This is a genomic window from Candidatus Competibacter denitrificans Run_A_D11 (genome assembly GCF_001051235.1).
GTDB classification, from domain to species: Bacteria; Pseudomonadota; Gammaproteobacteria; order Competibacterales; family Competibacteraceae; genus Competibacter_A; species Competibacter_A denitrificans.
Map to the genome: position 1 here is coordinate 1 of NZ_CBTJ020000010.1, position 14,820 is coordinate 14,820.

General features: G+C 59.5%; 15 protein-coding genes and 2 pseudogenes. 4 read left to right on the plus strand and 13 right to left on the minus strand.

Annotated elements, in window-relative coordinates; all coding sequences use genetic code 11:
• Nucleotides 1-45: 45 nt before the first annotated feature.
• Genes BN873_RS01700 through BN873_RS01725 form a run of 6 tightly spaced genes read right to left on the minus strand, consistent with a single transcriptional unit; the run spans nt 46 to nt 5,320 of the window.
• Nucleotides 46-279, minus strand: a complete 234-nt coding sequence (locus BN873_RS01700) for a type II toxin-antitoxin system HicB family antitoxin (RefSeq protein ID WP_082161033.1) — start codon at nt 277-279, stop codon at nt 46-48.
• A gap of 28 nt (nt 280-307) precedes the next feature.
• Complete coding sequence (locus BN873_RS01705; protein ID WP_048670250.1) at nt 308-529, minus strand: pilus assembly protein HicB; 222 nt, start codon at nt 527-529, stop codon at nt 308-310.
• On the minus strand, nt 526-729 hold the full coding sequence (locus tag BN873_RS01710; RefSeq protein WP_048670251.1) for a type II toxin-antitoxin system HicA family toxin: 204 nt from the start codon (nt 727-729) through the stop codon (nt 526-528). Before BN873_RS01710 ends, BN873_RS01705 begins: the two co-directional genes overlap by 4 nt.
• A 30-nt stretch (nt 730-759) precedes the next feature.
• The gene (locus BN873_RS01715) at nt 760-3,558 is read right to left on the minus strand and encodes a hypothetical protein (RefSeq protein ID WP_048670252.1); all 2,799 of its coding nucleotides are present in this window, start codon (nt 3,556-3,558) and stop codon (nt 760-762) included.
• A gap of 9 nt (nt 3,559-3,567) precedes the next feature.
• Nucleotides 3,568-4,023 (minus strand): WGR domain-containing protein, encoded by a 456-nt coding sequence (locus BN873_RS01720; protein ID WP_048670253.1) that lies wholly within the window; start codon nt 4,021-4,023, stop codon nt 3,568-3,570.
• Nucleotides 4,016-5,320 (minus strand): reverse transcriptase family protein, encoded by a 1,305-nt coding sequence (locus BN873_RS01725; RefSeq protein WP_048670254.1) that lies wholly within the window; start codon nt 5,318-5,320, stop codon nt 4,016-4,018. Before BN873_RS01725 ends, BN873_RS01720 begins: the two co-directional genes overlap by 8 nt.
• Before the next feature lie 112 nt (nt 5,321-5,432).
• Between BN873_RS01725 and BN873_RS20285 the strand changes: the two genes are divergently transcribed.
• Nucleotides 5,433-5,576 carry a hypothetical protein gene (locus BN873_RS20285; protein ID WP_171820400.1) on the plus strand — a complete coding sequence of 48 codons (144 nt, stop codon included), beginning with the start codon at nt 5,433-5,435 and terminating at the stop codon, nt 5,574-5,576.
• A 96-nt stretch (nt 5,577-5,672) separates the two neighbouring features.
• Here the strand turns inward: BN873_RS20285 and BN873_RS01730 are convergent, their stop codons facing one another.
• Nucleotides 5,673-7,469: an SWIM zinc finger family protein gene (locus tag BN873_RS01730; RefSeq protein WP_048670262.1), complete on the minus strand. Its 1,797-nt coding sequence runs from the start codon at nt 7,467-7,469 to the stop codon at nt 5,673-5,675.
• Nucleotides 7,470-7,702: 233 nt separating this feature from the next.
• Here BN873_RS01730 and BN873_RS19995 point away from each other — a divergent pair, with 233 nt between their 5' ends.
• On the plus strand, nt 7,703-7,966 hold the full coding sequence (locus BN873_RS19995) for a hypothetical protein (RefSeq protein WP_139031625.1): 264 nt from the start codon (nt 7,703-7,705) through the stop codon (nt 7,964-7,966).
• Nucleotides 7,967-7,972: 6 nt separating this feature from the next.
• Here the strand turns inward: BN873_RS19995 and BN873_RS20735 are convergent, their stop codons facing one another.
• Both BN873_RS20735 and BN873_RS20740 read right to left on the minus strand, forming a co-directional pair.
• Nucleotides 7,973-8,449 carry an IS630 family transposase gene (locus tag BN873_RS20735; RefSeq protein ID WP_242434348.1) on the minus strand — a complete coding sequence of 159 codons (477 nt, stop codon included), beginning with the start codon at nt 8,447-8,449 and terminating at the stop codon, nt 7,973-7,975.
• Complete coding sequence (locus BN873_RS20740; RefSeq protein WP_071243957.1) at nt 8,397-8,798, minus strand: IS630 transposase-related protein; 402 nt, start codon at nt 8,796-8,798, stop codon at nt 8,397-8,399. Before BN873_RS20740 ends, BN873_RS20735 begins: the two co-directional genes overlap by 53 nt.
• A 105-nt stretch (nt 8,799-8,903) precedes the next feature.
• On the opposite strand from BN873_RS20740, the pseudogene BN873_RS01750 reads away from it, so the two are divergent.
• Nucleotides 8,904-11,146, plus strand: a pseudogene (locus BN873_RS01750) (Tn3 family transposase).
• Between the two features lie 33 nt (nt 11,147-11,179).
• Nucleotides 11,180-11,380: pseudogene (locus BN873_RS19830) on the plus strand (transposase); the annotation flags it as partial.
• Between the two features lie 123 nt (nt 11,381-11,503).
• On the opposite strand, the gene BN873_RS01755 reads toward BN873_RS19830, so the two are convergent.
• The 4 genes from BN873_RS01755 to BN873_RS20005 all read right to left on the minus strand — a co-directional run bounded on the left by BN873_RS01755 (nt 11,504) and on the right by BN873_RS20005 (nt 14,699).
• Nucleotides 11,504-11,872: a transposase gene (locus BN873_RS01755; protein WP_048670257.1), complete on the minus strand. Its 369-nt coding sequence runs from the start codon at nt 11,870-11,872 to the stop codon at nt 11,504-11,506.
• A 132-nt stretch (nt 11,873-12,004) separates the two neighbouring features.
• A complete protein-coding gene (locus tag BN873_RS01760; protein WP_048670258.1) occupies nt 12,005-12,409 on the minus strand; it encodes a hypothetical protein in 405 nt (134 codons plus the stop codon).
• 14 nt (nt 12,410-12,423) lie between these two features.
• Complete coding sequence (locus BN873_RS01765) at nt 12,424-14,148, minus strand: hypothetical protein (protein ID WP_048670259.1); 1,725 nt, start codon at nt 14,146-14,148, stop codon at nt 12,424-12,426.
• 128 nt (nt 14,149-14,276) lie between these two features.
• Nucleotides 14,277-14,699 (minus strand): hypothetical protein, encoded by a 423-nt coding sequence (locus tag BN873_RS20005; protein ID WP_139031626.1) that lies wholly within the window; start codon nt 14,697-14,699, stop codon nt 14,277-14,279.
• Nucleotides 14,700-14,820: the final 121 nt, after the last annotated feature.

The window sequence follows — 14,820 nt, forward strand, 5'->3', positions numbered from 1 at the left end:
TTCCACATCCCCAGTTCCCGGACTACCCAACTCATCACGACCTCGTCAAAATATCAATATATTACAGCATGTTGAAAATTGTGGGTAATCGGATGGGCCAGAAGGTCCTGGAATAAGTAAACCATCTTCCCGCATACCCCGTAAATGAAATTGAATGGCTTCCTGAATTTGAGTCTCGGTTTCTTCCACGGTTTTGCCTGTCGCCACGCAACCGGGGAGGTCAGGAACATAAGCCGCATAATTGTTTTCAGCTTTTTCAATTATTACCGCATAGCGCATGGTTCATTTTCTTGTAGCTTGAAAGAAATTATGCCACTTCCCGCATAGGGCGAATTTTAGGCGGCGGCAACTCTCGCCCTTCCTTAACAAAATACTGAATTATATCCTCAATCACATCACATAGCTCACTATAAAGCTGGGTGGGATTATCGCCATGAATGCCAGTGATTAGGTCGGGGCATTTACCAATATAAACTTGATCTTCTTCGCTCCATTCAATCCATTTATGATATTGGTCGCTGGTCTTCATTTTTTTACGCTCTCTACCGCTTGGCTGACTTGCTTTTCTTGATAATGCTTTGCATCGTCCCCAGACTGTCCACTGACCGTGATCGCACCGGCATATTTGGCATGAGCAAACTTGCGATGTGAACCTTTGCCGCCACCCGATATTTCCCTGAATCCGGCGTTTCTCAAATCCTGAATCAAGTCTTTAATTTTCTTTGGCATCGTGAATCGATTATGGGTTCGGCCTTTCTCTCACTTCGTCTTTGCTCTCACATTCACCTGCCCCACCGGCAAATCCACCCGAACTCCCGGATGCGCCTTACGAATCTGCACCAGCGCCGCGACGCAGTGTTGCCATTCATGCTTAGCGCGAGAATGGCGGAATTCTTCCAGCACCGGCGTGACCAGCGCCGCAAAATCCGCATCCTCCAAAGCCAGCGTTTTGATGGCCTCGACCAATCGCCGCTTGCCGACGCTGGCGGGCCAGGGCCGATCCGGCGTGGCCTGGTCGCCGTCCAGTTCGCGCCGCTCCAGCCGACCGGGCGGCAGGCCAAACAGGGTCTTGCGCAGAAACTGCCGCAGTTCGTCCAGCGCGGCGAACGGAGCCACCGACGGTTGCAACCCATTGGCGGCAGCTTGTCGGGCGATGGCTAAGGCGGTGGGGCGGTGGCGCTCCCACAGCAGGCGCACCGTGAACAGGCCGACCTCGCGGTAATGGCTTTCCATCAGCCACGCCAATTTAGCGGGGCCGCCCAGCCGGTCGTAATGACGCCGAATCAGGGTCAGGGCAGTTTCGCGGACAACCTTGTGGCGACTTTCGGCCAACTGGAACACCCGTTCCGGCAACAGCCAATCCAGCGGCAAGGCCGGTTCAACCGCCGTTTCACCGACCCGCAATAATTGCTCGATGCCGAAGCTGCGCGGCTCGCGGTGCGGACTGTCGGCCAGCCGGTACAGCAAGGCCGGGTCGTTCCAGGTGCGCACTTCCTCCCGCGCAATGGCGACCGCCAGCCGGCGTACATCGGGCCGCTGGTCGTCGAACAAGGGCCGTAGCCGACTGAGCGGATAATCAGCGGCGGTCAGAGCGGGCTGAAGATGCAAAAAGCGGGTTTCCGGCTCGCTCGGCCCCAGTTGCGGGTGATGGGCCTTGAGATAGGCGGCAGCGAAATGGCGCACCGGTTCCGGTTGGGTGGCCCCAGCCGCCAGTTCCCACAGATGCTCGACGCCGCTGCGCTCACCGCTGGCGAAATCCGCCGGTTGGAACGCTGCCAGTAAATAGCGATGCGCGAAATCGTGCAGGGTCGGGTCAGCCTGACGGGCCATCGCCAGCAGCCAAGGCAGACCAATTCGGCTGGGGGCGACCAGTTGCGTATCGCCCAGCAGTTGCAGCGCCAGCGGTCGCAGGGCCGGACGTAACGCCAAGCCCTTCAGCCATTCGACATCCAAATCATCGCCTTGCAGTTTTCCTTGCCGCAGCCAGTTAGCCACCGTGTCGCTCAGTTTCGGGTCAAGCAAGGCTTTTTGCAGCCACTCGGTGCCAATCTCGCGGCCCGGATATTCGGCCAACGCGGCCAGCGCCCGCTGCCGCACGAAGGGCGTACACCGCGAATCGTCCAGCACCTGCCGGTAATAGGCGGCGGGTACGGCGACCTTGGCGTCCCGATAAAGCTTCAGCACCACATCCAGCGGCGTTTCGCTGGAACGGCCGCGACTGGTCGAGGCTAACGCCACTTCGACGAACTGCTCGGCACTAATGTCGTCCGGTTTGAACCCTTGTTGGAGTTTGGCTTTGGCGAGGCTGGCGCTGGCGGGCGCACCCAGCAGCTTAAGCAGCGTCGGCAGGCCGATGTCGGCGGGTGTGCGCTGTTCCAGCACGGCCACGGCGAAGGTCTGTACCTCCTGGGTGCTTTTCAACACCAGATTCAGCAATTCCGCCACCGGCAAGTCGGTGGCATAGGCGCGGGCGTAGTCGATGGCGTAACGGCGGGCCGGGCTGTTATTGCTGTAGAGCAGGCCCAACACCATGTCGTGCAGGCCGAGTTGTTTCAGTTTGGACTGATGGAATTCGGGGTTATCGCGCAGCAGCCTGATGATGAAATCGTGAGCGATTTCCAGCGGTTTCGCGCCCAGCCGCGCCAGCCAGGCCGGTTCAATGTGGCGCAGGGCATCCTTGAAATCCTGCTCCAGACTGCGGATGGCGAAGTCGCAGACTTGCGGGTTGCGGGCGTCTTCCAGCAGACGCAGCAGCGGCGCGGCGCTGATTTTCCAGGCATCGTCAAAGGCGCGGCGGTCGAGTTTGTCTGGCAGACCAGAACGGCCAACATTGCCCTGATCGGTCTGGCCGATTAAATCCTTGTGCCGCCAAATCTGGTTGGCAATCCAACACGCATCAAAGCGTTGACTGGCGGGGTAGTGGCGCAACACCTGCCCGGCGAACACCGGGAACAGTTCCGGCAAGGCTTGACCGAGTTGCCGCAGATAGCGCCAGGCGCGGCGGCGCATGTACAGCCAGGTGCCACGGGAAATTTCGTTGCTACCGGTCACCGGCTGCACATCCAGCCGATAGCACAGCACACCGAGCATGGCCAGATCGTGGCGCGGTTCGGCCTGTTTGTAGAGGCTCTTGAAGCCTTGCCACACGCCCCAGCCGAGCGCGGACGCGGGCAATTGCGGAATCAGTTCCAGCAGCAGGGCGCGGGCCGGTTCGTCATCTGCCGCATACAGATCCAGCAGCAGTTGACCGAGTTTCAGGCGTGGCGGCGGATTGGGCGAGGCCAGCAATGCCGCCCACGCACCCGCCCGCGCAGCCTGTCGCTCCTCGGCAGTTTTGCTGGCCTGCGCTTGCGGGTTCAGCGTATTGCGTAAACGTTCCAGCGACCAGGCATCGGGCGACAGCGGCTGCGGCTGAGCATCGTCCGGCGGGTCTTCCGGCTGACCGGCGGGCGGATCGGGCTGGCGCAGAAAGTCCAGTGTCCACGGCACGAACTGTGGGTCGCGCCGGGCAGCAGCGTGTTCCAGATCGGCAAACAGAATCGAGCGGTCGTCAGCCATGCGCGTCGCCTATTGCACCCGATAACCGTCGGCTTCCAGCGCGGCCCGAATCTGGGCCAGCGCGGCGCTGGCGGCGTCGGCGTTGGGATAGTGTTCGATGCTGTGGGTATGCACGGCGTTGCCTTCCACGCTCAGGCGCAGCTCCAGACGGCGTTCGCCCAGATTCAGCACCAGCGTACATTGGGTGGGCGCTGGCGGCGCGGCGTCGGGTGTGGTGGCCGTGGTGGCCGTGGTGGCCGCCGGGCCACCATCGCCATCGACATAGCCTTTTTTATATTTCTCCCGCGCCTGCTTTTGCAGTTCACTGGCAGCGTCTTCCGGCGAATCGTATCGCTTGGCCTGACTCTGGCCCTGAGTGCCAATCCGGCCAAAATTGACTTCCAGACTGGTGCCGAGGCAGCGTGCCCGCCAGAATTTGTTGGATTTGTCATCCTGAAAAATCAGGGAAACTTGCCACTCACTCATCCGCGCCACGCGCCTCCAATTGGTTGAGCTGCGCCAGAAACGGCTTGGCCTTGTCGGGATCGGTCATGTGCAGATACGCCACCCAGCCCCGCAGTTGTGCCAGCGTTTCGCCCGCCTTGCCGGGCTTGCCACGCAGCCGGTTGTGCAGAGCGGCGCGGAGTTCCCGGATTTTCAGGCGCGGTACACGGGCCGGACTGCTGTGATCCGGTGCGGCGTTGACCACCAGGCCGGTCACGGTCTGGCGACGGCTGCGGCGCAAGATGCGGGTTTTTTCGGGATGCGGCACAAAGCCTTCGGTTTGGAGAATCAGCCGCGCACAGCGCAACAAGCGGCCCAGCGGCGGCGGGCTGTGCTCATGCCAGGAAAAGGTTAGGTCATCGGCGTAGCGGGTATAGCGAAAGCCCAGCTTTTGGCTCAGGCCGGACAGCCGACAATCGAGCCGCAGGCAGACGGTATTGCTGAGGGCGGGGCTGGTCGGTGCGCCTTGCGGCAGAGCGCGTGGCCCACTGGCGACGTGATAGGGCTTGCCGTCGAGTTGTAGCAGTTCGCGTGGCGCTTCGGTGCAGAGCAGCGCCAGCACGGTAGCGACCTGTTCGCCATAACCACCCTTGCGGAACAAGCCCTTGACCCGTCGCCAAGTCACGGTCGGGTAGAAATTGCGGATGTCGAGCTTGACCAGCAGCCGCGCTCCGGCATGAACAGCGGCGTTGCTGAAGATGCTGCGACCGGGCAGAAAGCCGTGCGCCGCGCCATGCACCGGCAGCCGTTCGGCCATCTGCCGCAAAATCCAGCGTTGGGTTTTCTTGAGGGTTGGCTTGGGTGAACTGATCAGCCGCTGGCCGCCGTCGCGCTTGGGAATCGTCCAGTATTGATAGTGGCTGCCGCTGTCCACTTCCCGGTGAAAGGCCAGCCAGCGCAGTTGCGGGATGGTCAAATCCAAGGCTTTAGCCAGCGCCTGCACGTCCTTGAGCGCGGGCAAACCGTTGGTTTCCCGGCGGGTTTCGGGATCAGGCAGGTCGTAGCGATCCTGGTCAGGCGTGTCGTGATGGAACACATCCGCGCCCAGATGCACCAGATGCGCCTTGCGATACGCCGCCCACGCCTGCTGGCGCAACAGCTTGCGGACTTTGCGCTCTTCCTCGCGGCGGGCCTTGAACTGGCGCAGGGCGTTGCCGCTCAGTTTGGCGGGATCGGCAACCTCGTCCAGCAAACCGCGTTGCTGCAACTGGGCGACGACCCAGCGTTCGATGTCGCCGACTTGGGCGATCTCTTCCCAGGTGGGGGGTGTTTCGCTCATGCCGTTTCCAGACCGAGCGTAAGGATTGCTGGAGCGTGAGGGCGCAAACCGCTACTTCTCACAAGGGACACGGTAGGCTCACCGGCCCGCCGCCTAATACCGTGCCGGTAGCATGGCGGAAACCGCGGTGGCGTGGTTGGCCCAGCTCCGCCATGCTACCGGCACGGTATTAGGCGAAGCGGGCCAAGAACAGCCTACCTTGTGGCGTGTGTGGCGTTGGAAATCCCGGACGGCGCAACGCCGCCCAAACGGCTAATGGAGGAACGCCTCACGCTCCAGCAATCATTACGCTACGGACTTTTCGCTCCCGTGTCAAAAGTTATTGTTAAGTGAAATGAAGGGCTTGGCCGGATTAGGCGGCGCTGGCGTCGATAAATCCCTGTTTTGCCAATCCATCCAACCGCTCGAAATAAGCGTTACGGGCTTCCTCAGCACGATTGAACAGCAAGCGTTGTTGGCGCAAGGTCTGCGGGTCATTGCCCCAGCGCAGCAGAATCTGCCGCTCATCCAGCGAAATCCGGTAGCTCAGCACGCTTTCGCCCTGACGGCGGGTCAGCGTCCGCGTTTCGGCGCGAATCAGCTTGCGGCCTTCCGGCGTTTCCCGCGCCTGCTCCAGCGCCGCCTGCTCGCGGGCGTAGCGTAAGCGCAGTGCGATCATGTGCGGGCAGGGGCCTTGCTTCAAACCGGCGCGGCGGAAGTCGTGGCAGGTGCAACTGGCTTTGACCGTGCGGCCTTCCCGATCCAGCGTGAACGAGGTTTGATACTGACGGTGAGCCTGCCGATCCTGCACCTCACCATCAATCGCCGTGCCATCCAGACCGAGATCGTGAATCCGCGTCAGTTGCACTTGCTCGACAATCGCCAGCAGCCGATGCGCCTGCTCTTCGCGGACGTCGCGGTAGCGCAATTGCTCCAAATCCAACGGCTGCGCGGTCAGCGGTCGGTGGTGGAACAAGTCGCTGGCGATGTCATAAATCACGGTTCCCTTGAGTAATTCCGTTAACAGCGCTTGCCGGACGGTCTGGCGGGGCTGGTGGAGGGTTGCGGTTAAAGCATCCAGTGTTTGCGGCTGTTCGGCGAGTTGTTTGACTAGGCGTTTGCCGAGCAACTCGTCCGTATTGCCGGGGGCGAACAGATCGAAAGTGGCGATACCAGCCCAACCGCTGTCGGTCCAGCCGCTCAAGGCCAGCGTCAGCGTCGCCGCGCCCAAATCCAACACGTAAAACGCGGGCAGCCCCGCACCTAGCAAATACACATCCACCGCTTTGGTGTGCGGCAACAGGCGGCCAAGCAGGCTCAAGCGTTGGCGGCCCCAGGTGCGCACTACTTGCGGAACCGCGCCCTGATAAGGTGCACCGCTAGCGGGCAACACCTGCTCCCACGGCTCCAGCACCAGCCGGGGCGGTTGACCGGGCACCAGTTCATAACGCAGGGCGCGCGGCGCAGTTTTGGCCTTGCGCAAGCGCAGACTGAGCAGCACGTTATAGAGATCGACCGGTGCGAGCCGCACCCGCTCGGCGGGCAAGGTCGAAGCGGCTTGCACTTGGCCGAAGGCGCGTAGCCAGCGGTACGGCACCCGCACCGTTTTGGCATCTCCCGCTGCCGACGGTTGGCCATGCAGTGTGAGCGGCCGATACGAGCGGATGCCCGCCAGGGCTTCCAGCAACGGCGGCGTAAAGCGCAGATGTGAGGTTCCCGCCGTATGTGCATCAGATTGATAGGCGGAACCGGCTTTCAGATGCAAGCGGGCGTAGGTGGACTCATCGCGGGAAAAAACCTCAATGGCGATGCCGTCCGCGCTGACGCTGAACAGCGGATCAAGCGGCGCTTCCTGCTGGGTGGCTTCGCCGTATTTGGCGGCCAGGAAGGTTTTTTGCGCGTCCCACACCGCCTGATTGGCGCGTTTGCCCTGTTTCAACAGATAAGCCAGATAATCCGCTCGGTCTTGCGCTTGATGGCGAAGATCGCTGCGCAACACCTCGCCTAGCACCAGCAAGCCGTCGCGGATCAGATCGGGGCGCTGGATGTTGGCCTTGATTTCCACAGCGGGCCGTGCGCCGTCCAGCGGTAGATCCAGCAGATAAGCTTCACTGTCGCCGACGGGGGCGGCGAATTCGCGGTAGCGATGAGTCACTTCAGCGTTAGCCATGATTCGACGGAGCTTTTCGCAAAGAGATGGTTTGATTTGAAATTCCGCCATGCCTATGCAGCGGCGATAGCCTAAAAATTATAGTACAGCGATCACAGCAGGCGAACTACTCAGTATTTAATAGCTGTGTGAGTGATAGCGTGCGCAACGGCGTAGCGAAAGGCTTCCTTTTGATTAGCGGCAAGCGCCTATAATCATCCGAATCCTATTCTTTGCTGTTTTGCAGGCCCCTCATGAACTACCAACCTCCTCAGCACCCTGGCGAAGTTTTACAAAAACTTGAAATTGAAGAGGCGCTTGGCCTGAAAGATGAGCGCTACGTGGACACCCGAATCGCGCGTGGTAGCGAGAAGACCTTTCAGAGGTTTGCGAAAAAATTCGGGTTTTCGCCAAGCGATAGCCGACTTTTTGCGCCCACGCAACGGCATGTGCTGTTCTTTGGTCATATCGGCAGCGGCAAAACCACTGAATTGCGTCGTTATAGCCAAACAAAATAACAATGATCATATTTGATGGGAGCGGAAGAGGTCTTCAATGGAGCAATGGGTTTGCTTACGGATCGCTTTGGCTTGTGCCCATTTATGCTCAATGGGGTTAAGGTCCGGGGAATAGGGTGGAAGGTATTCGAGGGTGTGGCCCGCTTGGCGCAGGAGGTTTTGAAAATCAGCCCGTTTGTGGAAGGTGGCGTTATCCAGGATGAGCACGGCATTAGGCGGCAGTTGGGGTAGAAGGACCTGAATCGCCCAAGCGAGGACGGTATCGGCGTTGATGCTGCCTTGAAATAAGCCCACAGCGATCAGCCAGGAGCCGAGCAGGGCACCGATGACGTTGGTGCGGCCCTTGGCGTGCCAGTCACAGATCCCGTAACAGCGCTGTCCCACGGGCGCATAGTCCCGGCGGCGGGGCATGTCATGGGCAAAGCCGCTCTCATCCATCCACACCAGCGGCCGACCCGCCGCTTCGTACTCGGCTCGCCGCACTTGAAACGCCGCCCGTACGGCCGTGTCCGCCCGTGGATGCGCCAGCGTTTTTTTTATAGGACATCCCCAGTTTATGCTTCAACGCATAGCAAATTGCATTCTGCGTTACCCCCAGCCGCGCGGCCCGCTCGTACTGATACGCATCCGGATAGTCCCGTACATCTTGTGCCAGCGCCTCAATAGCCAGCTTACCTCGCCGAAACCCCGATGGCTTACGCTCCGGTCGCTTAACCCAGCGCATCACGCTCGCTTTCCCCACCGCAAAACGCGCAGCGGTCTGCTCAATCGATAGCTGATCCCGCTGCCGGATCGCCAGTACATGAAGTCGAAAATCAAGTGAATAGGCCATCCCTATAGAATAATCAGAATTATTCAATCTTGCTATATTAGGAGTTACGCAGTTGCCGGTAGCCTGTAAAGTGGATTAGTCAGATAGGTGCGGATGGCGGGGCGGATGATAGCGAGTTTCGCCTCAAACCAGATTGAACGCCTCAAAGCGTGGCAGGCGCTCGACCTGCCTTCTGGCATAGAGCGGCTGGTTCACCAGAACCGGCTGCTCAAGATTGCCCGCGAGGGCGGCCAGATGACGCCCGCCGACCTGGCCAAGTTCGAACCGCAGCGGCGCTACGCCACTCTCGTGGCACTGGCCATCGAAGGCATGGCCACGGTCATTGATGAAATCATCGACCTGCACGACCGCATCCTGGGCACGCTGTTCAACGCTGCCAAGAACAAACATCAGCAGCAATTCCAGGCATCGGGCAAAGCCATCAACGCCAAGGTGCGCCTGTATGGGCGCATCGGCCAGGCGCTGATCGACGCCAAGCAATCGGGCGGCGACCCATTCGCCGCCATCGAGGCCGTCATGTCCTGGGATGCGTTCGCTGTGAGCGTCACCGAGGCGCAGAAGCTCGCCCAACCCGAAGACTTCGATTTCCTGCACCACATCGGCGAGCGCTACGCCACCTTGCGCCGCTACGCGCCGGAATTCCTCGACGTGCTCAAACTGCGGGCCGCGCCCGCCGCCAACGACGTGCTCGACGCCATCGAGGTGCTGCGCGGCATGAACACCGACAACGCCCGCAAGGTGCCCGCCGATGCACCGACCGCTTTCATCAAAAAGCGCTGGGAAAAGTTGGTGATGACCGACGCCGGCATCGACCGGCGCTACTACGAGCTGTGTGCGCTGTCGGAACTCAAGAACGCGCTGCGCTCGGGCGACATCTGGGTGCAGGGTTCGCGCCAGTTCAAGGACTTCGAGGACTACCTGGTGCCGCCCGAGAAGTTCGCCAGCCTCAAGCAGTCCAGCGCATTGCCGCTGGCCGTGGCCACCGACTGCGACCAGTACCTGAGCGAGCGCTTGGAACTGCTGGAGGCGCAGCTCGCCACAGTCAACCGGATGGCGGCGGCCAACGACCTGCCGGACGCCATCATCACCGAGTCGGGCCTGAAGATCACGCCGCTGGATGCGGCGGTGCCTGACACCGCGCAGGCGCTGATCGACCAGACGGCCATGATCCTGCCGCACGTCAAGATCACAGAATTGCTGCTCGAAGTCGATGAGTGGACGGGTTTCACCCGGCACTTTACGCACCTGAAATCGGGCGACCTGGCCAAAGACAAGAACCTGCTACTGACCACGATCCTGGCCGACGCCATCAACTTGGGACTGACCAAGATGGCCGAGTCGTGCCCCGGCACCACCTATGCCAAGCTGGCCTGGCTGCAAGCCTGGCACACCCGCGACGAAACCTATTCGACGGCGCTGGCCGAGCTGGTCAACGCGCAGTTCCGTCACTCGTTTGCCGGGCATTGGGTCGACGGCACCACGTCATCGTCGGACGGCCAGAATTTCCGCACCGGCAGCAAGGCCGAGAGCACGGGCCACATCAACCCGAAATACGGCAGCAGCCCAGGGCGGACGTTCTACACCCACATCTGCGACCAGTACGCCCCCTTCCATACCAAGGTCGTGAACGTCGGCGTGCGCGACTCGACCTATGTGCTCGACGGTCTGCTATATCACGAGTCCGATCTGCGCATCGAGGAGCACTACACCGATACAGCGGGCTTCACCGATCACGTCTTCGCGCTAATGCACCTGCTGGGCTTCCGCTTCGCCCCGCGAATCCGCGACTTGGGCGACACCAAGCTCTACATCCCGAAGGGTGAAGCCGCCTATGACGCGCTGAAACCGATGATTGGCGGCACGCTCAACATCAAGCACGTCCGCGCCCATTGGGACGAAATCCTGCGGTTGGCCACCTCGATCAAGCAGGGCACAGTAACGGCCTCGCTGATGCTGCGCAAGCTCGGCAGCTACCCGCGCCAGAACGGCCTTGCCGTCGCCCTGCGCGAGCTGGGCTGAACAAGGGCGAGGCCCGCAACGCGCTGGCCCGCGCCGTGTTCTTCAACCGCCTCGGTGAAATCCGCGACCGCCGCTTCGAGCAGCAGCGCTACCGGGCCAGCGGCCTCAACCTGGTCACAGCCGCCATCGTGCTCTGGAACACGGTCTACCTGGAGAGGGCCGCGAACGCCTTGCGCGGCTACGGCCACGCCGTCGATGCCGCGCTGTTGCAGTACCTGTCGCCGCTAGGCTGGGAGCATATCAACCTGACAGGCGATTACCTGTGGCGCAGCAGCGCCAAGATCGGTGCGGGCAAATTCAGACCCCTACGCCCGCTGCATCCGCCTTAGCGTACTTTGCAATCCGTTTTCTGAGACGACCCCATTGAGTCCCTCAACAGCGTCATCCGCAAGGCCATTAACAACCGACGGATTTTCCCCAGTGATCGTTCGGCCTTCAAGGTGATCTACTTGGCCATTGAGCAAGCCGCCAAAAAATGGACCATGCCCATCAAAGACTGGAAACAAGCTCTCAATCGCTTCGCCATTCAATTCGATGGCCGCTGGCCACTCTCACTCCACTAACCAAAACCGCATTTACACAATCGAATTTACAGTCTCCTTTCCTAATCGGGATCGCCAGCCAGCGTCACCACACGCAAATCCGCTACAGTCCCTGGGCTATGTTTTTTGACGGGGTCAATGCCACTAAAAAGTCAACGGCCACTGTTCCCAGCGCCTCTCGTGTAGCGGGACCCCGTTTCTAGCCCTACAAAAAGAGGGCGGTACAGCGCCCCATGAAAGGTTTTTTAAAATCTCGATCTCCAGCGCCTTCTCGCCCAGCAGCTTCTTCAGTTGGCTATTCTCCGCTTCCAAGCGCTGATCCGCCGTCTGCGCCTTCGCCCCGTTTAACCCTTGACGACCCGCCGCCAGAAACTGCTCTTTCCACCGGTAAATTTGATTCTCATTGACGCCGCGCTGACGGGCCACCTCCGCCACGCTCGGGCGCTCGCTTAAAACCGCTAACACGATCCCCACTTTTTCTTCAACAGTCCAACTTTGACGTTGCTTGCCCATCCTGTCCTCCACAACAGTCTCTTCAGTTTGACTTCTGATGGAAGAAATTCTTGGGGCATTACAACTGCATCCGCTCGTTCGGTGATATCATTTTTTTCATGTGGTTTTCCCGGTGTCGGCGCCTGATGAAGATTACCGCTGTTTGAAGTGCTGTTCTGGTATCGTCAGGTCCAGCCGGGGGCCAGCTATCGGTGAAGACAATTCGGCATTTTCCGCCGTGCAGATAACGACTAAGTCGTTGAAATCCAGGTCACCGGCCGGTGGATTGTCGTCGATGTTCAGGCGAACTTGCAATCCACTCGCATTGTCCCAATTCATCACTTCTTGCACGAGGCTGTCGATCCAGGTGTTAGTGGCCGGATTGAACGCCTGAGCGATAATCGTGATGTCGTTACCCTCGACATGGGAAATGATATCTCCCAACGTCATGACGTGAGGGCCGTCATGGGCGTTGGAGCCGCTGATCACGATGCGCTGTTGCCAGCCCGCGTCATTGCCGATGGCTTGTAATGCCCATCTCCCGGAAAGCTTCGCCATGTGGCGTCTCCCAATTATGTCGGCTCCAGTCCGGCGTGTCTGGTGAATGTGCTGGAAAAACCATCCATCGTGCCATTTTTTGTAAGTAGGTATAAGGCATCCCGCCAACGTGAGAGTCGTTTCTCCGGCGCACCGTCGTAGAGTTTTTCTACTTCGGGCCGGGCCAATGGATTGAACTGGCCCCAATGAAAGCAGCCCGCGAACATTGGGTTCCGGGCGAGTCGAACCGCATTCATGATGAACGGCACGGACCCCTCGGCATCGCGCAGGCCGGAGATTTCAATGGCCACGGATTCCAGGAACTGCGACGGCGCAATGAGCGCTTGCGACCCGCGGATATACCGCAGCGATACGTAACCGACTGCGAATTTCTCCGCCCTCTCTTCTTGGGCTGCTTCGAACGCCAACACGGCATCCACAAAGGAGCAATACACGTCCGGCCGAGATGCGTCGAAAAAGATCTCGATGGATTCCACGTTTCCGAAACACGAACGATCAAGATAGTCATGCCCGTCCATCACCGCGTAGCTGATGGCGACATAGTCGCGGTCACTTTGTTGCGATTCAAAAATCATCTTGAACAAGATGCGGAGCAACATGATCTTGAGTCCGCCGGTAAGACCTGGAACGGCTTCGACGGCTTTGATTCCCGTATTGACGATTTGCGCTAGGCTGGTATCACCCATGGTGGCATCAATGGCGTCGGCTAGGGTTCTGAGCGCTACTACTACTGTCGCCAACACGGCACAGACGGAGGCCACGGCCAGCACTACAGCCCCGGCCCCAACGGCTAGAGCGCCCGCGACGATTCCACCTGCCGTCACGGCATTGTCGACGATGATTTGTTCGAATTCTTTCGCGACCTCGCGGAGGATGCCAGCGATGAAGTTGCCATTGCCGCACGCCCGAGAAATGAAGGTACCGCTCGATGAACCCGAGTTCTTCGGGCTGTCGGGCGGTTCATAGCCCGGACTCTTGCCGGCGGTCGCCAGCGTGCCCCGTTCTCGGCGGCCACGGAGGTCGCCGGTGTTCGGATCGATCGCTTCGGGCTTGGTGTTGGGATGGAACCAGCGCTGCGTCACGCCGCAGCGGTGTTCATCGTGGTGGTGTGGAGAGAGATTGATGGCAATTTGAAGAAACCGGTTTGGTGCGGTGGCTGCCGTGTTGAATCGGCGATCAAACTCGGCCCTGTTGGCGTGCGGCCCCGCGAAAAACGCGAAATCAAAAGCGTGGTGGCGCGCCGGACCCTTTAAGAGGGACTTGATATTCGTCCAGTTGTCCAACCGCCTGTGTTCCAACAGGCAATATTGCGGGACGACCCGCAACACCATCGACACCACGACGCCAAAGCGGCCCACGCCCACCACGACGGAATGAAACACATCATTATCGCGAATGATTTTGAATGTCACTTTGGGATTGAGACGCCCATAGACGGCGTGCAGCTTGGCATCATCGGCTATGGGAAATCTGATCTGACTACTGAGCGGCTCAATCCAAAAATGATCGCCTCCATCCGTCACCAAGTGCAGCGCCACGACCGCGTCCGAAATGGGGCGTTGGCGGAAATCGCCACCGTGCGTGCCCGTAGTAAGGGCGCCGAAAACGGTTTGGCCGCCTGCACCGCCTAACGTCATGAAGCCCCAAGGTCCGTTGTACGCTCCCGCGTTGGGGCCGCCGGCCAATTTGGCGTTCAGCGATTGCGCGAGTTTGGTCGGCGTCGAGGCCATACCGTCCATCAGACGGTAGGCCTCATAAACCCGAGTTCCCGATTTGATATGGATTAGGAGTTACGCAGTTGGATCTCTAACACTCTGATTTTAAAAGAAATCGACTTGTGCGGTAGACAACCGAAATTTTCCATTAATCAATCACTTAGAATTTCAACTGCGTAACTCCTATGGATAAAAAAGCAGTTGGATGAACCATCGCGCAAACACGGGTCTTGCACCGCCGCATCTGGCGGCACAGGTGGGTTGTCAGCCATGTAGTGGAAGAGATCATCACTGATGAGGTCATCCAGATCGGTCGCCAAGCCCGAATTGCGAGGCACGCCGTCCGCGCCCGGCCAATGGGTTTCCAGAGCCGAATCATCGCTCACCGTGCTCTCGGAAAGCGACCAATGGCTACCCGCGGCTTTAAGCTTCAGTCCTGTTGCTGGCCTCTTGTTACAAATCTTGATGAAGTCTGCAGGTTCGTCGGCACAGTGGACTTCCCTGACATCAGGGGGAGTATTTTTGGAATCATGGAACCGCCGCCACTCAACGTGACTGAGAGTTTGAATAGTCACCAGAAACACTCCTGGTTAATGCTAGTGGGCAGCCGCAAAAGTTTTGATAGGTTGGGGTGATGGCCTATAGTGGGGTCAACAGGAGGAAACCCCATGATCCACAAATACTTGGTTGACCTCA